Origin of the sequence: Sinorhizobium saheli (genome assembly GCF_001651875.1) — a bacterium.
GTDB classification, from domain to species: Bacteria; Pseudomonadota; Alphaproteobacteria; order Rhizobiales; family Rhizobiaceae; genus Sinorhizobium; species Sinorhizobium saheli.
This window is the reverse complement of the sequence record NZ_LNQB01000083.1, coordinates 303,936-329,271: the sequence shown is the minus strand read 5'-3', so window position 1 is coordinate 329,271 and position 25,336 is coordinate 303,936. Positions and strand designations below refer to the sequence as shown.

Annotated in this window: 20 protein-coding genes; 10 read left to right on the top strand and 10 right to left on the bottom strand. The window is 63.6% G+C overall.

Annotated elements, in window-relative coordinates; all coding sequences use genetic code 11:
• Positions 1 to 62: 62 nt before the first annotated feature.
• Positions 63 to 989 (top strand): LysR family transcriptional regulator, encoded by a 927-nt coding sequence (locus ATB98_RS21240; RefSeq protein ID WP_066877108.1) that lies wholly within the window; start codon positions 63 to 65, stop codon positions 987 to 989.
• Here the strand turns inward: ATB98_RS21240 and ATB98_RS21235 are convergent.
• Positions 983 to 2,410: an aldehyde dehydrogenase family protein gene (locus ATB98_RS21235; protein ID WP_066877442.1), complete on the bottom strand. Its 1,428-nt coding sequence runs from the start codon at positions 2,408 to 2,410 to the stop codon at positions 983 to 985. The genes ATB98_RS21240 and ATB98_RS21235 overlap by 7 nt on opposite strands.
• Before the next feature lie 730 nt (positions 2,411 to 3,140).
• On the opposite strand from ATB98_RS21235, the gene ATB98_RS21230 reads away from it, so the two are divergent.
• From ATB98_RS21230 to ATB98_RS21220, 3 genes are all read left to right on the top strand, one after another.
• Entirely contained in the window at positions 3,141 to 3,908 is a 768-nt protein-coding gene (locus ATB98_RS21230; protein WP_066877106.1) for a helix-turn-helix domain-containing protein, read from the top strand.
• A gap of 277 nt (positions 3,909 to 4,185) precedes the next feature.
• Positions 4,186 to 6,192, top strand: a complete 2,007-nt coding sequence (locus ATB98_RS21225; protein WP_066877104.1) for an AI-2E family transporter — start codon at positions 4,186 to 4,188, stop codon at positions 6,190 to 6,192.
• A gap of 42 nt (positions 6,193 to 6,234) precedes the next feature.
• Entirely contained in the window at positions 6,235 to 6,705 is a 471-nt protein-coding gene (locus ATB98_RS21220; protein ID WP_066877101.1) for a hypothetical protein, read from the top strand.
• 51 nt (positions 6,706 to 6,756) lie between these two features.
• On the opposite strand, the gene ATB98_RS21215 is transcribed toward ATB98_RS21220, so the two are convergent.
• A complete protein-coding gene (locus ATB98_RS21215) occupies positions 6,757 to 7,059 on the bottom strand; it encodes a DUF6522 family protein (protein ID WP_153435819.1) in 303 nt (100 codons plus the stop codon).
• 265 nt (positions 7,060 to 7,324) lie between these two features.
• Between ATB98_RS21215 and ATB98_RS21210 the strand changes: the two genes are divergently transcribed.
• Positions 7,325 to 7,792, top strand: a complete 468-nt coding sequence (locus ATB98_RS21210; protein ID WP_066877097.1) for a MarR family winged helix-turn-helix transcriptional regulator — start codon at positions 7,325 to 7,327, stop codon at positions 7,790 to 7,792.
• Positions 7,793 to 8,066: 274 nt separating this feature from the next.
• On the opposite strand, the gene ATB98_RS21205 is transcribed toward ATB98_RS21210, so the two are convergent.
• Complete coding sequence (locus tag ATB98_RS21205; protein ID WP_066877095.1) at positions 8,067 to 9,869, bottom strand: chloride channel protein; 1,803 nt, start codon at positions 9,867 to 9,869, stop codon at positions 8,067 to 8,069.
• Positions 9,870 to 10,009: 140 nt separating this feature from the next.
• Between ATB98_RS21205 and ATB98_RS21200 the strand changes: the two genes are divergently transcribed.
• From ATB98_RS21200 to ATB98_RS21190, 3 genes are all read left to right on the top strand, one after another.
• Positions 10,010 to 10,429 (top strand): MarR family winged helix-turn-helix transcriptional regulator, encoded by a 420-nt coding sequence (locus ATB98_RS21200; protein ID WP_066877440.1) that lies wholly within the window; start codon positions 10,010 to 10,012, stop codon positions 10,427 to 10,429.
• Between the two features lie 163 nt (positions 10,430 to 10,592).
• A complete protein-coding gene (locus tag ATB98_RS21195; RefSeq protein WP_066877093.1) occupies positions 10,593 to 10,889 on the top strand; it encodes a hypothetical protein in 297 nt (98 codons plus the stop codon).
• Positions 10,890 to 11,041: 152 nt separating this feature from the next.
• Positions 11,042 to 13,183 (top strand): TonB-dependent receptor, encoded by a 2,142-nt coding sequence (locus tag ATB98_RS21190; protein ID WP_066877091.1) that lies wholly within the window; start codon positions 11,042 to 11,044, stop codon positions 13,181 to 13,183.
• A gap of 260 nt (positions 13,184 to 13,443) precedes the next feature.
• On the opposite strand, the gene ATB98_RS21185 is transcribed toward ATB98_RS21190, so the two are convergent.
• From ATB98_RS21185 to ATB98_RS21155, 7 genes are read right to left on the bottom strand one after another with little or no spacing between them, the layout of a single operon-like run.
• A complete protein-coding gene (locus tag ATB98_RS21185) occupies positions 13,444 to 14,532 on the bottom strand; it encodes an ABC transporter substrate-binding protein (protein WP_084435669.1) in 1,089 nt (362 codons plus the stop codon).
• Positions 14,533 to 14,588: 56 nt separating this feature from the next.
• The gene (locus ATB98_RS21180; protein WP_066877087.1) at positions 14,589 to 15,818 is read right to left on the bottom strand and encodes an MFS transporter; all 1,230 of its coding nucleotides are present in this window, start codon (positions 15,816 to 15,818) and stop codon (positions 14,589 to 14,591) included.
• Positions 15,815 to 17,701 carry an IucA/IucC family protein gene (locus tag ATB98_RS21175; RefSeq protein ID WP_066877085.1) on the bottom strand — a complete coding sequence of 629 codons (1,887 nt, stop codon included), beginning with the start codon at positions 17,699 to 17,701 and terminating at the stop codon, positions 15,815 to 15,817. The genes ATB98_RS21180 and ATB98_RS21175 overlap by 4 nt, the downstream gene beginning before the upstream one ends.
• Positions 17,701 to 18,840, bottom strand: a complete 1,140-nt coding sequence (locus ATB98_RS21170) for an NAD/NADP octopine/nopaline dehydrogenase family protein (protein WP_066877083.1) — start codon at positions 18,838 to 18,840, stop codon at positions 17,701 to 17,703. Before ATB98_RS21170 ends, ATB98_RS21175 begins: the two co-directional genes overlap by 1 nt.
• Positions 18,837 to 19,847 (bottom strand): PLP-dependent cysteine synthase family protein, encoded by a 1,011-nt coding sequence (locus ATB98_RS21165; protein WP_066877081.1) that lies wholly within the window; start codon positions 19,845 to 19,847, stop codon positions 18,837 to 18,839. The genes ATB98_RS21170 and ATB98_RS21165 overlap by 4 nt, the downstream gene beginning before the upstream one ends.
• Positions 19,848 to 21,221 (bottom strand): Y4yA family PLP-dependent enzyme, encoded by a 1,374-nt coding sequence (locus tag ATB98_RS21160; RefSeq protein WP_066877079.1) that lies wholly within the window; start codon positions 21,219 to 21,221, stop codon positions 19,848 to 19,850. It abuts the gene before it with no gap.
• On the bottom strand, positions 21,218 to 21,649 hold the full coding sequence (locus ATB98_RS21155; RefSeq protein WP_066877438.1) for a ParB N-terminal domain-containing protein: 432 nt from the start codon (positions 21,647 to 21,649) through the stop codon (positions 21,218 to 21,220). The genes ATB98_RS21160 and ATB98_RS21155 overlap by 4 nt, the downstream gene beginning before the upstream one ends.
• A 482-nt stretch (positions 21,650 to 22,131) precedes the next feature.
• Between ATB98_RS21155 and catB the strand changes: the two genes are divergently transcribed.
• Together catB and ATB98_RS21145 are read left to right on the top strand one after the other, a co-directional pair.
• Positions 22,132 to 22,767: a type B chloramphenicol O-acetyltransferase gene (gene catB, locus ATB98_RS21150; protein WP_066877077.1), complete on the top strand. Its 636-nt coding sequence runs from the start codon at positions 22,132 to 22,134 to the stop codon at positions 22,765 to 22,767.
• A 471-nt stretch (positions 22,768 to 23,238) separates the two neighbouring features.
• Positions 23,239 to 25,188, top strand: a complete 1,950-nt coding sequence (locus ATB98_RS21145) for a multicopper oxidase family protein (RefSeq protein ID WP_153435924.1) — start codon at positions 23,239 to 23,241, stop codon at positions 25,186 to 25,188.
• The last annotated feature ends 148 nt before the right edge of the window (positions 25,189 to 25,336 follow it).

The following is a 25,336-nucleotide window of genomic DNA, read 5'->3' as shown; positions in this document are numbered from 1 at the left end:
TGCAGTCAAACCATGAAGATGACAATTAATGTCTGGTGAATGTTCGCTTCAGGTGGTGATTAATGTTGACGTCTGACGATCTTGCCTTCTTTTCGGCGCTGACAGGCTCGAAATCTCTCGCGGAAAGCGCGAGAAAGCTGAACGTGACCCCTCCGGCGGTGACACAGCGCCTGCGCGCCCTCGAAGAGAAAGTCGGGGTGCGGCTGATCGACCGGTCCGGACGGCGGCTGCGGCTCACGGAAGAGGGCTCGCTGGTCGCGTCGCACAGCGTTATCGTCAGCGAGGCCATCGATTCGCTTGCCGAAGCCCTGGCGGATCGCAGGGGTGTCGTTCGCGGACACCTCAGGGTCGCCGCACCGCACGGGTTCGGACGGCTCTATGTGGCCCCGGTCGTCGAAGCGTTCGCACGAGAGCACGGCGGCGCGACCGCTAGCCTGCAACTGTCCGATCACCCGGCGGCTCTGCTCGTTGAAAGCTATGATGTCGTCGTTCATATCGGGGCGCCGGGGCATCTGGAGCAGGTCGTTACGACATTGGCGCCGAACCCTCGAATACTCTGCGCAAGTCCGACATACCTCGACTCGGCACCGCCCATTTCAGCGCCCGCCGACCTTGCTCAGCATCGCTGCCTTGCCATTCGGGAAAACGACGAGGACGTGACGCTGTGGCGCTTCAAGGGGCCGCGGCAGGAGATTGCGACGGTGCGCGTCAATCCGGTCATGTCGAGCAACGATGGTGCCGTCATCCGCGAGTGGGCGCTTGCCGGGCAGGGCATCATGATCCGTTCCGAGTGGAACGTCGCAGAAGATCTCGCTGCCGGACGGCTGCGGCAGGTGCTGCCCAGCTGGAAGCTCCCACCGGCCGACATCGTCGCGATGCTCGGCTCGCGGCACGGGCGAAGCGCCCGCACTGCCGCCTTCCTGACGATGCTTCGACAGGCGCTGAAGCCGCCGCCATGGCAAGCCGCTCGCGCGGATCCGGGTCAATAGCCCAGGATGGCCTTCGTCTCGAGATACTCCTCGAGCCCGTGCACGCCGTATTCGCGGCCATTGCCTGAGCGCTTGTAGCCACCAAACGCGGCCGTCCCGTCCCATGCCGGATAGTTGATGTGAACCTGCCCGGCGCGGATCCGGGAGGCGACCCGTCGCGCCCGCTCCCGATCCGAGGACTGGACATGGGCGCCCAGTCCATAAACGGTGTCGTTGGCGATTGCGATCGCCTCCTCTTCGTCCCGGTACGGCATGATCGCCAGGACCGGCCCGAAGATTTCCTCGCGAGCGATGCGCATGTCCGGCCGAACCTCGGAAAAGATCGTCGGCTGTGTGAAGAAGCCTCGATCCTGACCTGCTGGACGGCCCAGTCCGCCGCAGAGGAGCTTCGCGCCTTCATCGATTCCCGCCCGGATCATCGCCTGCACCCGCTCATACTGGGCGCGATTGGCAATCGGCCCCATGGCGGTCTCGGGATCGCGCGGGTCGCCGACGCGGATGGCGTCCGCGGTTTTGCCGGCCAGAGCTTCGACTTCGGCGAGCCGATGGACGGGTACGAGCATGCGCGTCGGGGCGCTGCATGACTGGCCGACATTGCGCATTCCGGCAAGGACGCCCTTTGGCACCGCCTCGGCGAAATCAGCATCATCGAGCAGGATGTTCGGGGACTTGCCGCCGAGTTCCTGCACCACCCGCTTGACCGTCGGGGCAGCCGCCTGCGCGACGAGCACCCCCGCGCGCGTCGAGCCGGTGATCGAGATCATGTCGACATCCGGATGGCTGGAGAGCGCTGCACCAACACTCTCTCCGGTGCCGTTGATGAGGTTGAACACGCCCGGCGGAGTACCGGCGTCGTGCATCAGTTCGGCGAAGAGCAAGGCGCTGTAGGGAGAAAGCTCGCTGGGTTTGAGGACGACGGTGCAGCCCGCCGCGATCGCTGGGGCAAGCTTGGCGGTGATCTGGTAGAGTGGCCAGTTCCACGGGGTGATCAAAGCACAAACGCCGATCGGCTCCTTGGCGGTTGCGGTGCGCCCATCAATCGTCAGGAACGGATAGTTCTGAAGAACTTCCATCTGGACGCGAACGTGCTCGGCAGCGAAAGAAACCTGCGAGGCGCGCGCGAAGCTGATCGCTGCGCCCATCTCCATGACGAGGGTCTCGGCGAAGAGTTCCGCTTTCTCCTTCAGCAGCGCATGCACCCTGCCGAGAAGCTCGAGCCTTTCGGACACGGATGTTCGAGAGAAGGCGGGGAAGGCCTTGCGCGCTGCCGCGACCGCAAGATCGACGTGACGAGCGTTCCCGGCGGCGATACGCCCAATAATTCGTTCCGAGGCTGGATCAACGACGGGCAGACTTGGTGCGTCCGCCTGTTCTTGCCACTCCCCACCAATATAGAACTGGTTTCCTCGCTCGGTGATCATCATTTGAACCTCTCGACAGTGCCATGCGGCAGGGGGCGGGCCTCTGCCAGGAGCATGCCTCATTTCACCTGAACGCGACAATTCATGTCGCCTGAATGTCGGCTTAAGAGGGACGTTAACAAAAGCACCCACGCGCTCGATGTCGCGGGCCGCGGCCGACGGCGTGCGGCACGCACCCGGGCAAAGCGATAGCTGGTGGGTAGGGGGTGACCGCCAGAACTCGGGTCAATGAGGATCTGGCGGAGGAATGATTATTGCTGGACCTTGTGCCGTGCCGGATACACGAGCTGCCACGACCGCCCTTCCCAGAGAATTTGCAGAACCTTCAGCACACTACCGTGTCAAGGCGACATTCCGGCCGAAGGCCGGTGCCCGGGCCTATTGGCTGCCTACCAAAGAAGCATTGCAACTCAGGAGATCTACCCTGTTCGGCGAGCCGAGCTAGTCCATTTTGAGTAGAAATGAACGGCGAGATAACTATCTGAACTGGGCGATAATGACAGCGGCGCCCGATGGTTGTATCAATAAATCATAATGAATGCCAAGTATTGCAATGCTTAATCTACCGTTCTGAACTTATCAAACGTCAACAATTTCGGCGTCTACTGGAGAATTGTCGTAACAATGCATTTCATGTAAAGAAATAATCACGAACTTTCTTAGTGTAAATTTGACAATTCCAGTCGGCGATACGGAGTCAACAAACATAGTGACTGCCTAGGAGGGCCAGATGTACCGCACGAGCTCGACCCTGAGCAATTTTGAAGACAACAACAAGGTATTGCCGAAGAAAAGCAAGATTGTAATGCTCGCCAGGACCGACCTGTTCGCCGAATGTCTGACGCAGGCGATCAGCGCGCGTTTTCAGGATCAGGACATCGTAAGCCTTTCCGATGCCGACGATCTTCTGGACGGCAATCTTGGCGACGTCAGCCTGTTCATGCTCTACCGCCTGCCGGTGGCAACCTTTCCGTCGGTGATGACGACGATTCACGAGTGTTATCCGAGGGCTGCGATCGGCCTGATGGTGCAGAACGCGGACGAGTTCGATCCGTCGATTGCGGGATTTGTCGATCAAGGGCTGGTTCACGGCGTGCTGCCCTTGAACATCAATCTCGACGTATGCCTCACCGCCATCGACCTGTTGATGAAGGGGGGCGAGCATTTTCCCGCGGCGCTGCTCCGGCGCCTGGCGCCGAATGCGCTTTCCGGGGGCGTCGTCCAGAAACAGTCGTTTTCGGAAGACACCGATCCGGAACGCAGGTCCGATTTTGGTCACGGTCTCCTGACGATGCGCGAGATCCAGATTCTCGATCTCGTCTGCATGGGCACGCAGAACAAGATCATCGCCGTTCGTCTGGGGCTTTCCGAGAACACGGTGAAGGTGCATGTGCGCAACATCTACAAGAAGATGAATGTGCGCAACCGGACGGAAGCGGCGTCACGCTACTTCCGGAGCGACGCCGAACTCGGCGCGGCGCGCACGCCCTCGCGGTGAGGCAACGAACCGAAAGCGAGAGCAACTGCCCGATCGTCAAGGTCCTCGCGACGGAAGATACGACTGCGGCGAGGGCGCGAGGGGCAAGCCGCATGGTCAAAAACGCGGCGCCGCTGTTCAACGGTGAGCGCTGCTCTACCTCTTAAAGCAGGTCGCGGTTAAATGTAGTCTAATATATTCAATGCGACGCGCTTTAGGTTCCTGTTTTTATGCATGTCGTTGGCCCAAGACCGCTGCACCCGGGGCTCCTGCTGCCAGCAGGATCGCAGGAGGTGCGATGCTGAAGTTTTCGCGAAGAGTTGAGCACGATCCGGCCAATGCCGCCGGCCCCTCGACCGCAGCAGCCTGGGCGCGCAGCGCGGCGGCGCAGGCGGCGCCCTCGAGGCTGCCGACACTGGCGGCAAGCGCCGCGACCGTAGCGGTGCTTTATTTCGCTCGCGACGTCTTCCTGCCGCTCGCCATCGCCATCCTGCTCACCTTCGCTCTCGCGCCGCTGGTTTCGAGGCTGCGCAGGGCCGGTTGCCCCCGTTCTGTCGCGGTGATTGGCACGGTGACGATGGCCTTCCTGTTCCTGTTCGCGTTCAGTGTCGTCGTCGCGATGCAGGTCAGCGAGGTGGCGCAGAACCTGCCGACCTACCAGTACAACATCGTCGAGAAGGTCCGGACCCTGAAGGAGGCCGGATCGGAAAGCCAGATCCTCGAGCGCCTCGGCCGCGTGATGGAAAGGATCAGTACCGAGATCAGCCGGCCAGAAACCGAAACACGCGTCTCGCCCGAACCGCGGCCCGAGCCGGAACCGCTGCTCGTCGAGATCTTCTCGCCGCAGCGGCCGATCGAGACGCTGATTAATATCGTCACGCCATTGCTTGGCCCTTTGGCAACGGCCGGTCTCGTCATCGTGGTCGTTATCTTCATGCTGTTCGAAAGGGAGGAGTTGCGCGACCGCTTCATCCGGCTGGTCGGCTATGGCGACCTGCACCGCACGACGGAGGCGCTGCAGGATGCCGGCGTTCGGGTCGGCCGGTATCTGCTCATGCAGTTGGTCGTGAACATCACCTACGGCATCCCGCTTGCGATCGGGCTCGCATGGCTGGGCATTCCCAATGCGATCCTCTGGGGGATGCTCGCCATCGTGCTGCGTTTCGTTCCCTATATCGGGCCCGTGCTCGCCGCGGCTCTGCCCCTCTTTCTCGCGTTCGCGGCGGCACCCGGCTGGAGCCTTCTGGCTTGGACGGCGGTGCTGTTCGTCGTCCTCGAACTCCTCAGCAACAACGTCGTCGAGCCCTGGCTCTACGGCTCGCGCACCGGGCTGTCGCCGCTGGCGATCATCGTTGCGGCGATCTTCTGGGCCTGGCTCTGGGGCCCTGTCGGGCTGGTGTTGTCGACACCACTCACCGTATGCCTCGTCGTCCTCGGTCGCCACGTGCCGCAGTTCGAGTTCCTGGACATATTGCTGGGCAACGAGCCGGTGCTCGATCCGGCGGAGCGCCTCTACCAGCGTCTGCTCGCCGGTGACCCGGATGAGGCGACGGACAATGCGGAGGAGATGCTCGAGGAAAAATATCTGGTCGAATTCTATGACGTCGTGGCGATTCCCGCGTTGCTGCTTGCGGAGCGGGATCGAGCGCGCAGCGCACTGACGGAAGCGCAGACGACGCAGATTGTCGCGAGCGCTCGTTCGCTCGTTGCCAACCTCGAGGAAATCGCCACCGAGGAAGAAGGGGAGGAGGACGATTCGAGCACCGACGCGCCCGAAAGCGACGACGAGGGCGACGAATATGACCTTCCGTCCGGAGACGGCAAGTCCGTCCTTTGCGTCGGCGGGCGTGGTGCGCTCGACGACGTGACCGCCTCCATGCTCTCCCAGGTATTGTGGATACAGGGCGCGGACGTTGCATCCGCGGACCATGAAGCCCTCAAGCCGGCCAAGATCAGGGCCCTTTCGGTCGAGGGGCGGCATGCCATCGTGCTGACCTTTCTCGGTCTGGAGTCGATCCGCCACGCCAAGTTCATGGCGCGCCGGCTGAAGCGCCTGGCGCCCGCGGCGCGGATCGGCCTCGTGCTATGGCAGGACGCCGGCGAGGCGACAGAGGAGCGGAAGACCGAACTCGCCGATGAGACGCAGGCAGATTTCGTCGCGTTTTCGATGGCCGATGCTGTCCGGGAGGCTCTTTCCGATGAGGCACCCCGACCATTGAAGCTCGGCCAACCGAAGATCGCCCGGCGCGCTCCGGCGCGCAGAAGCAGGGACCGCCAGAAAGAAGGGTCGCCGGTGGCGGAGTAGGCCCATCCCGATGTATGTTGCTCGTCTGTGTGGGACGGTGTGATGGCGACTGACGGCGAGCATGGCGACACTCGTGACGACGAACTCGTCTGGCGGTGGCACGACAACCTCATCTACGGGATACGGTTCGATGTCGGCGATCCGGAAAAGCAGGATTGGCGCAGCGACCTGGTGCTCGACATCGATTTCATCGTCGAGTGGCTTTGTGGAGTTGCCGGGGAGGTTCGCTTCCGCGTTGCGCCGGCCACGCTGACTTTCCACGACGTCGCCGATCTGCAGCTTTCCATCGATCATGGCGACAGCGAGGGGCGGACCGCGCTCTCCGAACTCTCGATCGACCGGGTCACTCGCGAGCGTCTGACGCGACCCTTCGAGTTCTGGCGGTGGACGATCAGCCTGAACGCGCCTCAGGGCGGCAAGATCGCCTTCTGTGCCAGCGGCTATTCCGAAGTGCTCAGGGCCGATGCCCGGTTCGTAAGCGAGCAACATCTGCCGCGCGGCGAGCGCCCTTGAAGCCGGTTTCCCTCGACAACGGAGCGCGTGCCTGAATGCGTGATTACATGGTCAGTCGCCGGCCCTGTTCAGCCTTGCCAATTTGCCGCGCAGGAACGTCGTTTCCTGATGGTGCACCGTCCCCTCGGCGTCGACGAGCGCTGTCCATACGCGATTGCCGAGACGGCAGGTGACCCGGCTCATGCCTTTCTCGCCATCCCCGTCGTGTTCGACGCTCACGACGATCAGGCCGAGATGTCGATAGCGCTCGAAGTCGGTCGCCGACAGGCCGAACTGGCCGGCGATGTAATCGGCCTTTGTAAGGAGGTTGTCGGGGAGGGGAGAGGTCCGGCCCCGCCGCCGGCTGCGTCTCAAGGCCATCTTCTCGATGATGCTGGATCGGGCGCGGTGCCAGGCGCCGGGCTGTCGTCGCGATGGTGAATTTCCGTCACTGGACCTCCGGCAATGACGAGCTTACCGCTCCTGTTGAGAGGGTGGCGAAACGTTCGGCAATGAAAATCGCGAGCGCGACATTTTACGGCCTTGCCGTTTGTTATTATGGCGACGCGCTCGCGACCCTCCTCCCCACGGGTTTCCGGCAATGTATATCATGCCATGACATAAATAAAGGATGAATTGAATGCCTTCTGGCGGAAGTTCCAAGTCCGGCACCGAAACGCCTGACGGCAGCGAGCCCCTCGCGCCGGGCATCTTCGAGGGGCTTGCCGGGGTCAGGCTGGCAATGCGCCGGTTTCTGTCGTTCAGCGAGGCGGCAGTCTCCGAGGCGGGCGTGACTTCGCAACAGTACCAGGCCTTGCTGGTCATCAAGGTCGCCCCGCAGGGCCAGATCATGCTTCGCGAACTCGCGCGGGAAATGCTGATCCAGCACAATGGCGCGGTGCAACTGGTCGACCGGCTTGAAGCGGCCGGCCTTTGCCGGCGGATCCCGTCCGTCTCCGACAAGCGAAGCGTGCTCGTCGGCCTGACCGAACATGGCGAGAGGGTCGTGGAAGTCCTGGCACGGAGACATCTGGGCGCAATGCTCGAGAACGAGCCGCTGCTGGTCGAGTCGCTCGCCCGCCTTCGCAGACTTGCCGAGATCGGCTGAGAGCCCAGCCGATCAGGTCGGCGGTCAGATCATGCCGCTCATGTCTCCTTGAATCGCGGCCGATCAAGGAGGCTCGCAGTCGGCCAGCGTTCGCTGGCCGTCACTTCCATTGCTGTCCGTCGCCGGCCTGGCATCCGAATGGCAGACCGTTGCCGAAATTGGCCTTGAGCCTGGCGCAGCCCCAGAAGCTTTACCATGTGATTCCCTGCCTTGCGTCTCGCTGAGGGGCGCGGCGTAAATCGCTTCGGCCGGCTCTTCAAGAGGGACGCTTCGATCAGGCTCCTCGCTTTACCCCCAGATACGGCCTGCGCTCCACTTCAGCGGATTTCTGCGACTGCCTGAGCCGCAGGAGGTCTTTCCGGGCGACGAGGCCCACCAGAACGCCGGTAGCGAGGTCGGTGATCGGTATCCGTGCCGCGTCGGCCGCGATCATGATGTCGGCGATATGGCCGACGGTGTCGTCGGGGTGGCCCACCGGTATGGACGTGTCCGATACCCTGTCCTTCAATGTCTCGGCTCCGCTATCGCCCTCACGCTGCCAACGGAGCGCATCGGCGCGCGAAACGACGCCGATGAGCACGCCCCCGTCTGCGATGACCGGATAGATCCGATGCGCCTTGTCGGTTGACGCCAGATGCGCGCAGGCTTCCGTCACGGTCATTGCCGCCGGCAGGGTGTCGACGGCGGTGACCATGATGTCGCGGGCGCGCGCGAACTCGAAGGGGTCTACGCCATATTCGCGCGTGATGTGCTGGCCCCTGCGGGCGATCTTCTCCGTCAGGATCGAGCGCCGCAGCAAGAGCACCGTCACCGCATAGGCCGCGACGGTGGCGGCGAGCAAGGGAATGAGTGCGCCGATGTCGCCGGTGATCTCCATGGCGAAGAAGGTCCCGGTCAAGGGCGCCCGCATGGTTCCGCCCATCATCGCGGCCATGCCGAGCAGCGCCCAGAAGCCGGGGTCCCCGGGAAGCATGAGACCCGCGAGCCATCCGAGCGCACCGCCGAGGATAAGCAACGGGGCGAGCACGCCTCCCGACGTCCCGGAGGAGAGGGCAACGAGCCAGATGGCGGCCTTGACCAGGAGAATGCCGAGTACGCCCTGGGCCGGGATGCTGCCGTGCAGGAGCCCCTCGATGACGTCATAGCCGACGCCGAGGGCGCGGGGTTCGATGAGCCCGCCAAGGCCAATCACCAGCCCGCCGAGCGCCGGCCACCACATCCAATGGATCGGCAGGCGCTCGAACATGTCCTCGAGCTTGTAAAGGAGCGTCGTGAGCAGGCCGGACTGCAGGCCGGCCATGATACCGATGCCCGCGCACAGCAGCACATTCCACCAGGGAAGCTGCACCTCGAAATGCGTCGGGAAAAGCGGGCCCGTGCCGAAGAGCAGCGGGCGCCAGGAGATCGACACGCAGGCCGAGACGGCTACCGGAATGAAGCTGCGCGGCTTCCATTCGAACAACAGCAATTCGACCGCGAGCATGACGGCCGCAATGGGGGAGCCGAAAATCGCCGTCATGCCCGCCGCCGCGCCGGCGACCAGCAGCGTCTTTCGTTCCGCAGCGCTCAAATGAAAGAATTGCGCAAACAGCGAACCGATCGCGCCGCCGGTCATGATGATCGGTCCCTCGGCCCCGAACGGGCCGCCGGTGCCGATCGACAGGGCTGAGGACAACGGCTTCAGCACCGCCACCTTGGCGGACATCCGGCTGCCGCCGATGAGGATCGCCTCGATCGCTTCCGGAATGCCGTGGCCGCGGATCTTCTCCGAGCCGAAGCGCGCCATCAGGCCGATGACGAGCCCGCCGAGCACCGGAATGCAGGCCATCCAGGGAGAAAAGGCGACCTGCGCGATCGAGCTTTCCTCGATGCTGACCCGTCCGAACCAGGCGAAGTTGGTGACGAGTGCGATGAGGCTGACGAGGAACCTCGCGGCAAAGGCGCCGCCGGTGCCGACGACCAGCGCCATGCCGATCAAGAGCAGTACCCGCCTGTCGGTGGTGAAGTCGCCCGCTTCGCGGCGGGCGAGGCCGCCCATGAAGTCGCGCTGGCGTGAGCTCGATAGGTTCTGAGACATCGATGGTCCTGTGTGACGATGGGCCGGTGGAACTTTGGAAGCGCCAATATATCGGTCTACGATATGAATCAAGGCGGCTGTTGGCAGGCCGCGGCCGGAGCGCTATGGAGAATGGCAGCGAAAGACACCGGATCCGCGCCATGACCCATCGAAAAGACGTGCTTACGGATTCGGATTACGAGGCACTCGCCAATCTCCGCTACATCCTGCGCCGCTTCATGGACTTCTCGACGTCTGCGGCGCAGAAGGAGGGGCTTCCGAGCCAACAGCACCAGGCCTTGCTGGCGATCAAGGGCCATCGCGGCGACGATCCAATCACGATCGGCCTGCTGGCGGAACGCCTGATGATCGCACCGCACAGCACATCCGAGCTCGTCGAGCGGCTTGTCGTCGGCGGTTACGTCAGGCGCCAGTCCGACCCTGCCGACAGGCGCCGGCAAACGCTCATGCTCACCGCGCGCGCGGATGAGGTGCTGCGGCGGTTGAGTGCGGTTCACCTCACCGAGATTCGCGAGATGGCACCGCGCCTGATCGAACTCCTCGGCGATTTGCAGAGATAGGGACCGGCGTCAGCGAATGACGCTTCTCGGGCCGGTCGCGTGCCGCGACGGGCAAGCGCCGTCGTCGGCGTCGCTGTTCTTCTTGAATTTATATCGTAATACGATATATAACCGATGACCTGTATCTCGGCCGGTTGGCTCCTGCGGAAAGGAAGAATGTGAGATGGGCACATTGCATCGAGAAATCGCTGAGCAGAAAGCAGACCTCGGTTTGGCAGGCGGATGGGGTCGCCACAGCGGCTCCGTCTTTTGCTCGCCGACGGCAAAGATGGATTTGCTTTACGAGCAGCTCGCCGCCGAGGGCATTGCGTCTGAAGGCATGACGTGGCGTCTGCTCATCCTGGAATGGAAGTATGATCTGACCGTCCTCTCGGTCAATCTGAGAGAGTGCATGAGAAAAATCGATCAGCGTTTCGCCCGGCAAAGGCCGAGAAATGCACCCGACGGGTACCCCTCCTAGGGACCGCCGGCGACAACACGCATTTGTTGTAGCCAATGCGTTCTAAATCTTGACACAAAAAATCAACTTAACTAACACCCCCTTGTGCCAACGCACTCGGCATCCGCAGGCGAGCCGACTGTTTTGGTCATTGTTCTCAAAGGGGGCTCCGTATGGAATTGCGTGTTGGACTGCTGGCTGTCTTGCTGGCGACGGTAAGTCGCGCCGCATTGGCGCAAGATGTGACGGTGCTGGAACGGCTCGAGGTGAGGGCGGGCGACGCCAATGCGACGATCGGCACGGAGCCGGAAGCATATGCCGGGGGGCAGGTGGCGCGCGGCGGTCGCGTGGGCCTGCTCGGCAACCGCGACTTCATGGACACGCCGTTCAACATCACCGGCTATACGGCCGAGACGATCGAAAACCAGAACGCGAAGACCGTAGCCGACGTCTTGGCGAACGACCCGTCGGTCAGGAGCACGCACGCATCCGGCGGCATGCTCGACTCCTTCTATATAAGGGGCTTTCCGCTCAATGAGGGGAACTTCGGCGAAGTCGCCTTCGACGGTGTCTTCGGTGTCGCGCCCACCTACCGCCTGTTCACCGACTATGCCGAACGGGTCGAGGTGCTCAAGGGCCCCACCGCGCTTCTTTACGGCATCTCCCCGAACAGCAGCGTCGGCGGCACCATCAATATCGTGCCGAAGCGCGCTTCCGACGTCGACCTGACCCGCGTGACGACCGACTATGCTTCCGATCTTTACGGCGGCGGCCATGTGGACGTCAGCCGCCGTTTCGGGGACGAACGCCAGTTCGGCGTCCGCTTCAACGGCAGCTATCACGGCGGCGACACAGCAATCGACAACCAGTCGCTCGACGTCGCGGTCGGGGCGCTTGCGTTCGACTACGAGGGCGAGAACTTCAGGGCGACCCTGGATGTCATCGGCCAGCGGCAGGATATCGACGCTCCGCTGCGGCCGTTCTTTCCCGTTGGGACCTTTGATATCCCCGATGCGCCGGACGGCCGCTCGAATGTCCAGGAATCCTGGGAATGGGCAAGGACGGAGGACCTGTCCTGGCTGGGTCGCGTCGAATACGACGTCAGCGACTCCGTCACCGTTTTCGGCGCCGTTGGTGGCGGCAACTCGCGGGTCGAACGGCTTTTCGGCACGCCACTCCTTCTTAACTCCGCCGGCGACGTCAGCGTAACGCCGCAGAATTTCGTCTTCGATGTCGACCGACTGACGGCGGAGGCGGGCGTGCGCGCCGAATTCGAGACGGCGGCCATAGACCATTCGGTCACATTCCAGGTCAGCGGGCTTCAGCAGCGCCTCGCTCGCGGCTCGAATTCAGGAACCGCGCAGCTGACCAATATCTTCGATCCGCTCCCGCGCCCCGAGCAGGACGTGCCGGAGCCGACGCATGTGCCGAGGATATCGGAAAACATGTTCCATGGTTTCGCGCTGTCCGACACGATGTCGATGCTCGACGAGCGGGTGCAACTGACGCTCGGTGGCCGCTGGCAGCACATCGACACCGAAAACTACAACCCGGCCACCGGCGCCGTTTCCTCCTCCTCCGACGAAAGCGCGTTGACGCCGCTCGCCGGCATTGTCGTCAAGCCGTGGGACAATGTTGCGCTGTACGCCAACTACGTCGAGGGCTTGAGCGTCGGCGATACCGCACCGACGACGGCGATCAATTCAGGCGAAACGCTTGCGCCTTACCGGTCCAGGCAGTACGAGATCGGCACCAAGGTCGATCTCGGCCGGGTGGCGGTGACCGTCAGCGCCTTCCAGATCGAAAAGCCCTTCGGCGTGCTCGAGGCGCGCGGCGGCGGTCTGGTCTTCGTCGAAGGCGGCGAACAGCGCAACCGCGGGGTGGAGTTGAACCTGTTCGGCGAAGTAACTCCGGAGGTTCGGGTACTCGGCGGCGTGACCCTCATTCATGGCGAGATCACGAAAACGAATGTCGATACAGAGCGCGGCAATACGCCGATCGGCGTGCCGGCGCTGCAGGTCAATTTGGGTGCGGAGTGGGATACGCCCTTCATGCCGGGCCTGACGCTCACCGGCAATGTCATCCACACGGACGAGCAGTTCGTGAACACCGCGAATACCCAGGAAATCCCTTCCTGGACGCGGCTTGACCTCGGCGCGCGTTACCTGACCGAGATCCATGAGAAGCCCGTCACCTTCCGCGCGTCGGTCGAGAATGTCTTCGACCTCGACTATTGGTCCGGCGTCGCGAGCTTCGGGACGATATCGCAAGGTGCGCCGCTGACCGTGAAGGTATCGATGACGACTGATTTCTGATCGTGGGGGTCGCCGCGACCGGCCCCTATTGGTGATCTCCATGGAAGCGCCGGCCTGTGGCCGGCGCTTCCTGCTGTTTGATGGACGGGGAATCGAAGGCCATCGACTTCCTGAAAGTGCCGCTGCCTCGCCGCCGCACAAAGCAAGGGCGAGGCTCTCGGAATTGAGAACCTCGCCCGTTGGCGACCGTTGTGTCCGCTTGTACCCAACCCCGATCCCCACCGGGTTTGACCAGGGCTGGCTCGGCTTTGCCTATGCCGTCAATCGGCGCTGCCGGAAAGGCTGACGGCGTAACCGGGCCTGTAGGGGATCGGCAGGAAGCGGCGGTGATACTCGGCAAAGGTTGCGTCCGGATTGAGATCGGCAAAAAGCTCCGGGTGAAACCATTTCGCCAGTTGCTGGACGGCGAAGAACTCGTAGGGGCTGTTGTAGAACTGGTGCCAGATACCGTGGAAATTCCGCGCTTTCTGTGCCGCGATGTCGGTATAGGCGTCGCGGGTGGTGAACCATTCCAGCTTCCGGTGCGTCTCCTTCGGGTCGGCGCCGGGGCCGAGCGGGATCCAATGGCCGCCGGGCACATAGGCCTCCCAGTCGGCGCTGGTGACGACGACATGCTCGGGATTGACGGCGATCACCTGCTCCGGGTTGAGTTGCCCGAAGGTCGAGGGAAGGACGTCGCTGCCGATATTGTGGCCGCCGGCGAGCTCGACATATTTGCCGAAGTTCTCCGCGCCGAAGGAAAGGCAGCAATCATCGGCATAGCCGCCGATCCTTTCGATGAAAACCCTGGGTCGCTCCGGTTTCGCCCGGGCGATGACGTCGGTGACGCGGGCCATCGCCGCGTGGCGAAATGCGATGATTTCCTCGGCGCGCGCCTCGCGCCCCATGATCTTGCCGAGCAGGCGGATCGTTGGTTCCGTGTTCTTCAGCGGGTAATGCCGAAAGTCGATGTAGAGGACGGGTATCTTCAGCTCCGCCAGCTTCTCGATATAGTTGGCATCCTCGTTGGCGCGCATGGCCTCGAGATTGAGAAGGACGACGTCGGGCTTGTGGACGATCGTCGACTCGATTTCGATCAACCCGTTCTCCTGCCCGGGAAAGGCCGGCAGCTTGGCGAGCTTGGGAAAGGCCTGGAGATATTGGGTATAGGTGGCCGGATCGGCCTCGATCAGGTCATTGCGCCAGGCGACGACGCGCGACAACGGATCTTCCTTGTCAAGCGAGGCGATCAGATAGAGTTGCCGCCCCTCGCCAAGAAGGATGCGCTTGACCGGCGCGTTTATCGTCACCTCGCGGCCGGCGATGTCGGTAACGGTGATGGGGGCCTGGCTTTCGTCGGCGAGGGCCATGGGGACCCATAGGACCAGGACGGCGATCACAGCTGTAAACGCCGCGCGTATTCTCCTCACGATTGTTCTCCTTTGTTTATTGACCGGCGCGCGTTGAGCCAAAGGGCGAGCGCCACCGGAACCGACAGGCCGTAGAGGCTTGAAACGAGCGGGAATGCGACCTCGAGCCCGAAATGCTGGGTCGCGACGACGCCGGTGATGATCCCCGCCACGGAAGCGCCTTGCTGGCAGGTTTGCGCGAGCCCGAGCATCGAGCCCTGCCGGTCGCTCGGCGTCGCGGCCGAAACGAGCGACAGGAGGACTGGGGTCGTTCCCCCCAGAAGCGCGCCCCAGGCAAGATAAAGCGCGGCGAAGAGGCCAAGGTCGCGGGTCGCGCCGGCGAGGCCCGTGACCAGAAGGCAGGCGGCGGCGATCAGCACGCTCCACCCGAGCACGAAGGCCGGGGCGCGTCCCGAAAACAGCCGTGCCCAGACCGGCGCGCCGACCACGAAGCCGAAGGCAAGGAGCCCGTAGCTCAGGCCCGTGATCCAATGCCGAGCGCCATAGACCTCGGTCATGTAGAGGGCGAACGGCACCTGCAGCACCATCCGGCTCATGAGCAGCAATCCCATCAGCAGGAGAATCCCGGGCACGGATATGCCGGGCGAAGCGGCGCGGGATGCTGCCGCAGCCTTTCTCGGTCCGGCGCCGCTTGCTCCTTGTGGCGGAACCGGAAGGCGTGTCCAGGCGACGCCGGCGCAGAGGGCGCAGATCACGCCCGCGGTGAGATTGACGGCCGCGAATGGCAGGGCATCGAGGATGAGGCCGCCGAGGAAGGCGCCGCCGAGAGATCCGACATTGGTCGCCACCTGGAGCCAGGCGAAGAGGCCGGCCCGATCGCGCCCGGCGGTGACCTCGACGCCGTAGGCCTGGGCCGGGGCGATATAGCCGGCGCAGGCGCCTTGCAGAAAGCGCAACGCCAGGATGGTCCAGACGTCCTGCGCAAGGGCGACGAGCAGTTGCGTGACCGCCAATCCCGCCAGGGCCCGCACCATCATCAGGCGGTTGCCGTAGCGGTCGCCCATGCGGCCCCAGAAGGCGCTGGTCAGCGACACGCCGAGCATGGGGCAGACATAGACGCCGATGCCGGCGAGGGCGAAGACGCTTTCGGAGGGGCTCAAGGCCCTGACCTGGATCGGCCAGAACGGGCCGCTCATCTCCATCGCGCCCATGGAGATGAACTGCAGGCCGAAAAGCAGCGCGAAGACCGGTCCGAAGCCGCGCAGGACGGCGACTGTGCCCGTCATTGCGCGCTCGCCAGCGGATTGGGCAGGTGATGCTCCACCCGGTAATCGCGATAGCGCTCCAGATGCATGGTCAGGACCGAGCGCGTCGGCCAGGGCCGTTCGAGGAAGGCCTCGCGCTCCTCGGTCCAGAACGCATCCGACAGCATGCGCGGCCGCAGCGCCTCGAAGGCCGCTTCCGTCTCTTCTCGCAGGATGCCCCACAGGGTGTCGCCGGCCAACGTGTATTCCTCGGTGAGGCAAAGCGCGACCTCGTGAAGGTGGCAGACGTAGCAGGCATCGATGACGAAGGAGCGCACGAGGCTGATATCGTCGTCGAAGGTGGTCGGCAGAATGCCCTTGCGACTGAAGGGCTTCAGCTCGTAGCCGCGCTCCTTGAAGAGCGGCGCGAAACTGCGGCCGTCGCCGAAGTCGCGGATCAGCAGCTTGCGCGGCAGGCCGCGATCGTCGAAGAGGATCGTGCTGTTCTGCTGATGCGCCTCGAAGGCAATGCCGTAGAGCAGATACATGGCCATCACCGGCCGGACGACGATCTGCGCATAGGCGCGGAAGAAGGCCGCGACGGCCGCTTCGCTTTCATCGCCGTTTCGGGCGATGAGCTCGCAAACGAGCGGTCGGCCGTCGAGCGGGCCCGCCGTCAGCAGCGCCGCGACGGTCACCGGCAGCAGGCCGTCCTCGCGGGCGAGAGCATCCGTGTGGCGATAGACCACCGACAGGAAGCGGCCGGGATGCTCGTCGCCCGTCTCCGGATGGTGCAGGATCGCGCCCACCTCTTCGGTGAAGATCTCCAGCCCGCTTCCAATATCATCCTCCTTCGAGAGAATGTCGGAAATCAGCGTGCTGAGGCGCGGCCCCATATGGATCGACTTCGCCTGCAGCGTGCGCTGCTCGCTCGTCATCCAGATCGCAACCGGCAGCTTGATGAAGGGGCGCGGCGCTTCGGTCTCCGGCAGCATCGTCCGGAACGACATGGACGGCAACGTCACGATCTCCGGTCCGTCCGGATCGAAGATGCCGGCCGCGATCTCTGCCGCGAATTCGCGCCGCACGAAGTTCTCCAGATGCCAGGCGTGCACGGGCAGCGGCAGCCAGCCCTCGGGCGACCGGCCCCGCGCCTTCAGGCGCTCCGCCCAATCGCTCCAGAGGTCCGGGAAGTTCTCGGCGAACCAGTGCGAATAGCTTGGCACATGCGGCATCTTCTCGACGTAAGCCCAGTCACTGCGCAGCGCCGCGATCCGCAGGCGCACGCGCGCGCCGAACTCGGGCGAGAGTGCGGCGACCTCCTGCGGCGGCAAGCCGGGCTTGGCCTTCCAGGTCGGGTAGAAGGGATGGCCTTCGAGGGCGCCCCACTGGTCGAGGGTCATCGCGGCCAGATGCGGCCGCATGCTTACTTGGAGATAGGCGAGGAAGCCGGACGCACCTGCTTCTGCGATCTTGTCGCGCAGCGCGGCGCTCCAGCACTCGCGCTCGCGGCGAGCCAGCATGTCGTTGCGGATGCTGTCATCCACGTCGCGCAACAGGTGCTCCAAACCATCGGGAGCAGGCATGATCGCAAGCGAGGGGGCGACCTCGCGCATCAGGGCGGCGGGGCCATCGATCCTTTGCCGCCTTGCGGTACCGTCAAACACTTCGATCTGCCCGCGGTTCCGCAAGGTTCCGGCGGGCGCGAGGTTGAGATCGGTGAAGTGCAGCACACGCCGCGAGGCCCAGAGCGGGAACCAGGCCTGGCGGCCGTCCCGCGCCCACAGCAATGCCTCCGGCTCGAGCAGGCGCTCGGCGAAGAGGCAGCGCACCAACCGGTTGATCGCGTTGCGTGATGCCCGGTTGAAAAGCGCAAGCTCTTCGCCCTCGACGGGGGTCGTCACGGAAGGAGTCCTCTCGTCCATCACGCGGCCTCCGGCCAGCGGGCAGGCACATAGTCCGGTGTGCCCGTGGCCAACTGGCCGTGGTAGTCGCGCGCCCAGCGATAGGTCTTTGCGATCGCCGGTACTGCCACGTCGAGCCGCTCCGCCATCGCGACGAGCAGCGCCTGCCCGAAAGCGATATCCTCATGGAAGGCGCGGCTTTCCCGATCGATGACGAGCCCCTGGCCATTCGGGTTCGGAACGAGGGGGGCAAGAATGCCCGCATAGGCGCGATTGGTGCGCAGAAGCGTGTACATGGTTCGGTCATCCTCGATCTGGTCGCCATAGGCCTCGATCAGTTCCTGCCGAAGCGGCTTGACGGAGCTGAGATCAATGCCGAGCCGCGCCTCGCTTGCCCGGCGGATCGCCTGGTTTTCCGCGTCGCACGCTTCCAGGAGCTCGGCGCCCGCCTGCGGGCAGTCGGTCCACCAGCACAGGGGTTCGTCAAACGGTTTCTTTTCAAAAGGCGCGCCGGGGCCGATCAGCGCGTAGAGCACGGCCGGGTGCATCAGCGCGTTGCCCGGCGTCAGCGTGATTTCGAGATAGTCCCTGAGCAGGGTGACGGGCGCCTCGTAGAGGCGGTTCAGCATCGCCACGAGCGCGGCACCGCTCGCCGCGCTTTCGCGGCGATGCAGGGCAACGAAGAGTTCCGCCTTGGCGCCGCCCATTCGCACGCGCCGGCCTGCAACCAGGTCATAGGCGATATGGGGCACGTCCTTCATGCCCCAGATCACCGCGTTGTCACGCCCCGACAGCGCCTTTGCCGCCAGCCAGTCGAAGCCGCAAAAGCCGGGAATTGCGCCGACATAGACGCTTTTGTCCGTCGGCAAATACGGTGCCATGCGCTGCAAGAGCGCCGGTCTTGCCTGGGCGGGTTGCGTTATGAGGACCATGTCGGCGTTGACGAGGGCCTCGCTCGGATCGGTTCCGACGTAGTCCGGCCTGGCACTCAGGACGCAGCCGTCCCGCGTCTCCGCTTGCCAGGGATCGTCCCCGCTTGCCCACCGCGAGGCGACCGCAGTGGAGGTGGTCAGGACAGAAACCTCGATCCCCAGGGCCTGCTTGAACAGGACCGCATTCAAATGTCCGGTGCGGCCCGCGCCGCAAATGGTCACCTTCATGCGGCCCGCGCCTCTGCGAGGAGCCAGCCATCCAGCTGGGCAGCGATTGCCGGATCGAGCAGGCGGCGCTTCGCCATCCACTCCTCGTCGAAGATCGTGCCCAGATATTTCTCGCCGCCATCGGCGACCGTGGTGACGACCGTGCCGGTGAGCTTGCCCGCAGCAATGAATTCCAGTGCCTTGTAGATGGCGCCGCCGGTCGAGCCGCCGACGAGCAGCCCCTTGCGCCGGGCGATATACCGTGCCGTCTCGAAGGCTTGCGTGTCGGTCACCTGCACGCCTTCGTCGATGCAGCCATAGTCGAGCACCTTGCCGACCTCGTCGCCGGCTGGCGTGCCCGTTCCGGACTGGTAATAGGGGTGCCCCGGTTTGCCGAAGACGATGGAGCCCGCCGGTTCGACGGCAATGGTGCGCACCGCCGGATTGTGGCGCTTGAGGCGCTGGGAAATCCCGGTCATCGAGCCGCCGGTCCCGACGCAGCCGACAAAGGCGTCGATGCCGTTCGGAAGCTGGGCGAGGAGTTCGTCCACGAGGCCGGCATAGCCTTCGGGATTTGCCGGGTTGTCGGACTGGTTCATGAACAGCGCGCCCGGAAGCTGCGCCCCGAGCTGCGCGGCCAGGCGCTGGCGCTCGACGACGGCGACCTCATCCTCGCGAAAGTCGCCTTCGACATAGCGGATCTCGGCCCCCAGCGCCCGCATCATTCGGATCTTGTCGGGCGCCGCATGGTGATCCACCACCGCAATGAAGCGCAGGCCGAATTCCAGCGCCGCCAGCGCCAGCCCCGTGCCGGTATTTCCGGACGATGATTCAACGATCGTGCCGCCCGGTGCGAGGCGCCCGTCCTCAAGCGCCGCAACCACCATGCTGCGCGCCATGCGGTCCTTCATGGAGCCGCCGGGATTGTTCTTCTCGATCTTCAAGACCAGGGTGGCGTTGCGGCCCGGTACGTCGATCGACATGACCGGCGTCTGGCCGATCAGTTGCGTTACGGTCGTGTGCAGCATCTAAACCTCTCCAATTGTGTCGCGAACGAGAATGGGTTGACCTTCCGCGTCCTTCATGACGCAGAGGCGGGCAGGCATGGGGTGGCGATGGAATTCGTTTTCAAGGAGATCCATCTGGTAGCCGCCGGTATTGGCATAGACCAGTAGGTCACCGGCGTTTGGTGCGGCGGGGAAGCGCAGCCATCTGTTGCTGAGAACGTCCTCGTCCAGGCAGCTGTGGCCGGCGAGATAGGCGCGGATCGGCGGCGATTGGGCGGCCGGCCTCGTGGCCGGCACCAGGATCGGATCGACCAGGAATTCGGAGGCGAACCAGGTTTCGCAGGCGCTGAAGCTGCTGCCTTCGACAAAGATGACGTGCGAATCCGGGCCGAGCGCCTTCACCCGCGAGATCCGGAAGACGGTGATCGCCGCCTGGTCGGCGAGGGCCCGGCCGGGCTCCATCGCGAGCGTGAGGCCTTCGCGCCTCAGATAGTCGGCTACGCTTCGCCCCTGGCGCAGCTCCGCCTCGAGGAGCCGGTGCAGCCAATCGGCCGGCGAGAGAGGGCCGCCATAGGGATAGAAGGAGTCCGGTTTTTTCCCCGTGCGGTAGTCCTCAGGCGCCTGCGCCGCGAGATGCGCTTCGTAGCTCGCCTGGTCGACATATTGGACGGGCAGGCCACCGCCAATATCGATCATGCGCGGAGAAAATCCCATCCGCCGGGCTTCGGCGACGAGGTCGGCGGCCTCGCTCAGCGCGGCAACGCGGGTCTCCCAGCGATAGCCACTGACGTGGAAATGCAGCCCGGCGAAGCGCAGCCTGTTTTCGCCGGCAAGGCGCGTGAGGCAATGAACGACCGCATCTGCCGGCATGCCGAAGCGGCTCTTCCTCTGGTCCCGCGGTCGCAGGCGCAGGAATATCGGCTGCGGGCGGGCGTCTGCCGGCAGGCCTTCGATGAGGTCCTCAAGCTCTTCCGGCGAGTCCACCGATATCAATGCGTTGCAGGCGATCAGCTCCTGATGAAATTCGCTCGTCTTCGCGGGCCCCGTCGCCACGAGCCGGGCGCCATCGGCCCCGAGCCTCCTTGCGTCCCGGAGTTCGTAAAGGCTGGAGACGTCGAGGCCGGCGCCCGCTCTGAGCGCTGCCTGCATGAGACCCGGCGATTTGTTGACCTTCGCCCCGTAATAGATCACGTGCTCGACACGGTGCCCGGTCAGCACGTCTTTCAGGGCGGCAAGATTATCCTCGAGCGCGTCCGGCCAGACCAGATTGAGCGGCGAGCCGTGGCGGGCGACCCAGTCGAGAAGACGCGGCGCGTGCCGGGTGAGAAGGTCCGCCGTCGCCGCGCGCAGGATCGGTGGCAGGCCCGAGTCGATCTTGTGGGGATGCAGCGTCATGAGAGCGCCCCCGCGGAACGGAGCGGCGCCACGTCCATCGGCGCGGGACTGGTCAACAGCTCGAGCGGCACATCGCAGGCCGGCGCGCCGTCGGCGAAGATGTGCCGGGTCGTCTTGTAGGGAAACTTGCGGCCGCTGCGGGCCATCGCAAAGATTTCCGCAGGCGAGACGCTCTCGCCCGGGCGCCAAGCTTCCACCCGCACGGAACCGTAGTCGAGGAGGACGACCGGCACCATCGCGAGCCTGAGACGCTGCGCAACCGTCAGCCGGTGATGGCCGTCCATCACGAACAGGGCGTGTTTCTCGACCGCTATTGGCGCGGTCCATGAGCCCGCTCGCAGGATTTGGGCCTGCAATGCATCGACCCTGTCGAGGCTCACCTCTTCCGTGGGGGTTAGTCGTGCTGGTGAGAGAAGGCAATATTCCATAAGGGTCCCGGCCTCGCGCTCGCTCTTTGCATCGGATATAATCTTGAGTAATAGACTCAAGATATTGCTGCTATAGCCAGCTGCGATTGTACCGTCAAGAGCGCCTTCAATGCGCGATTGCCCGGCGTGGCGGGCACTTGACGTCCCGAGTGGGGGCCGTTTCAAGAACCGGCTCCGGCCCGTGAGGCACCGCTCAGCCACGCTTCACGTCGTCCCCTTCTTCCATTGTAACATTCTATACCGAGAGCCGACGGCGATCGCATCTCTAACCGGCGCATGCGTCGCAGCCCGAAAATGCCGCGACGGCCGTTGGCTTTTTGCCAATTGTCGGTTATTGGGACGGTATGAAATCGACACCGAGTACCACCTGCATTTCGCTCCCGCGCTGACGCGAGGAGCATCGGTCAGGAGCTTAAGGCTTCTGGCCTTCCTTCCGCTTGCGCAGATGCGAGCGGCAACGGGATCATGCAGGAAGAAACTCGATGGAGAACTATTTCGAAAGCCCCTTCAGGGGCATGACGCTCGACAAGCAGGTTACGAACCCCAACATCATCGTTGGACGCTACAGCTACTATTCGGGCTATTACCACGGACACAGCTTCGACGATTGCGCCCGGTATCTGCTCCCCGATGAGGATGCGGATAAGCTTTACATTGGCAGCTTCTGCTCGATCGGGTCAGGGGCGGCGTTCATCATGGCAGGCAACCAGGGCCACCGGAATGATTGGGTCAGCACCTTTCCATTTTACTGGATGTCCGAAGTGCCTGAGTTCGCGGGCGCGCAAAACGGGTACCAACCGGCCGGGGATACGGTGATTGGAAACGACGTCTGGATCGGTTCGGAAGCGATCATCATGCCGGGCATCAAGATCGGCGACGGCGCGGTGATCGGCACACGGGCCTTGGTGACACGGGATGTCGAACCCTATGCCATCGTCGGCGGAAACCCCGCAAAGACGATCCGCAAACGGTTCGATGAACATGCAGTCGGCCGGCTCCTGGAGATGAAATGGTGGAATTGGTCCGACGAACAGCTGAAGGCGTCGATGCCGATTCTGACGAGCGGTGACGTGGAGGCACTTTACCGCCATTGGTCTTCATTCGGCCGAAGCGGCTGATCGACGACGCCCGTCCGGCGACGCGCCGGACGGGCAATCCGGCGCCCTTCCAAATGCCAGGTTCGGGCCCATCGCTGAGCGCGTTCTTCGACCGCAAGTCTGCTTGAATCGACCGCTGTTCCAGGAAGAACCGGCATCCGCTCCCGCGCAGCTCGCTTTGCCTCAATTCCAATCCTAAAAGATGTGCAGGCCGGATTTTGACGCAACCAGTAGTTTTGCAGGGATGCGCCAGACACCGCTTTGCGCTATGTAGTTTGCGAGGCTGAAAAGTAAACGCGCCTGTAACCATCCATGGTTTCGCGGCTAACATTTTCCGCGGCGAGAATATAGGTGGGGCAACACCTTCTGCAAACAGGCAGATATCAAGTGATATTCGGACTTCGAGCGGAAGGTCTGCCGGTATCACTGATGTCTTGGTCAAGGCTGCCCGTCTCGCTCTCGCATTATACGCAGAGGCTTGGGGAGGTTTGTTTGTTTGCATCTCACAAAATCGCGCTCTTCGGCGTGGCGAGCATTCTTTCGGCCACCCATGTGCTATCGGCGGCCGCTCAAGAGGCGAGGGCCGTGAGCAACCCGCCGGCCTACATATTGGAGCCGGTCGCCAAGGGGCGGGCGCAACTGGAAAGCTTCGCGCAGGACCGGGCGGCTTTTCCGGGCGAGGTTCTGCTCGACATGAACGTCACATATCTCGACCGCCAGATCTACAATCCGGCCACCGCGCGCTATGACCGGGTGAGGCTCCGCGGCTATCAGGACGCCCGCCAAACGGACCCATCCGGCGCCGACACGCCGCTGGTTGGGCCGACCATCGATGTGCGCCCGGGCGAGACGGTGCGGGTAACGCTGAACAACAAGCTCCCTCAGGATTCGACCTGCGGCATCGGCGGCGGCAGTGCCAACACCCCCCATTGCTTCAACGGTACGAACCTGCATTCCCACGGTCTCTGGGTGAATCCGTCGGGCAATGGCGACAATGTGCTCGTTTCGATCCGCCCCGGCATCGATTTCCAATATGAATACAACATTCCCGCCGACCATCCGGCGGGCACCTTCTGGTATCACCCGCACCTGCACGGATCGACCGCTTTGCAGGTATCGAGCGGCATGTCCGGGGCGCTGATCATCCGTGGCGACCGCATGCCGACCCCGACGGAGACCGGCGACATCGACCGCCTGCTGAAGCAGCCGGACGGCTCCGATATCGCCGAGCGGGTCCTGGTGCTGCAGCAGATCCAATATGCCTGCACCGACAGCAACGGCAACATTACCTATGATTGCCAGCCAGGGCAGGTGGGGGGCATCGAAAGCTACGATCAGTTCGGACCTGGCACTTGGCCGGCCTCGGGCCGCTTTACCAGCATCAACGGCCAGGTGCTGGGCCAGTTGGCGCCGGCGGTGGCGGGATCGGTCGAACGCTGGCGGATGGTCCATGCCGGCGTTCGCGACACCATCAATTTCGAGATCCGGCGGAAGATCGGCACGGCCGCGTTAGGCACGCTTGCCGCGGCGGACACCGATCGATGGATCGACCAGAATTGCGGCAAGGATGTCATTCCCTACGGCGTGGTGGCTCAGGACGGGCTGACAATGGCGCAGGTGCAGATGCGGAAGCAGGCGGTGCTGCAGCCGGGCTACAGGGTTGATGCGTTGGTGGTGCTGCCCGCAGCCGGTGACTACTGCCTCGTCGATGCCGCCGCGCCGGCAGCGGCGAGCGTCAACCAGCAGGCTCCGAGCCGCCGACTTCTCGGCATAGTCACGGCAGTGGACGGCGATGCCGTCAATGGCGAGATTGCCAAATATCTGCAGGATTGGCTGATTTCGGCGGCCGAGCGCACGATGGCGCCGGATGTTGCCGGCAAGGTCATCGACGACCTCAAGAACGATATGCGGCTTTCAAGCTTTGTTCCGCATCCGGACATCGAAGCGGGCGAGGTCACGGGCCAGCAGCAACTGGTGTTCAATATCGATGTGAAGCAGCCGGGCGGCACCTTCTTCGAGATCAACGGCCAGCCCTATGATGCCAACCGCATCGACCGGACGCTGCCGTTGAACGGCTTGGACGAGTGGACGCTGAGGTCGGATTTCGTCAGCCATCCTTTCCATATCCATGTCAATCCGTTCCAGATCATCAAGATCGTCGATGCGGCCGGCAATGATGTCAGCGCCCTCGGGGCGGACGACGACGGCGATCCGCAATATCCAGGGCTGAAGAATGTCTGGAAGGACACGCTGTGGATCAAGAATCCCGGCACCGATCCTTCGACGCGCTACACGATCACCGTGCGGACACGCTACCAGCGCTACATCGGCGAGTTCGTTCTGCATTGCCACATTCTCGACCATGAGGACCAGGGAATGATGCAGAACGTCAGGATCACCCTGCCGGACGGCCATGGCGGCACCGTTACCGGCCATCACTAGCGCATTTCGCAGTCAGGTGGAATCGCTGCCGTCGCAGAAATGCGGAACCGCGAACGCCTGTGAGCGCATCCGCTCCACAGCGCCGCGCGTCTTGCCAGACGCGCAGAGGGTCGCTGTAGCACTTTGAAATCGCTGCCTGTCTTCGGCC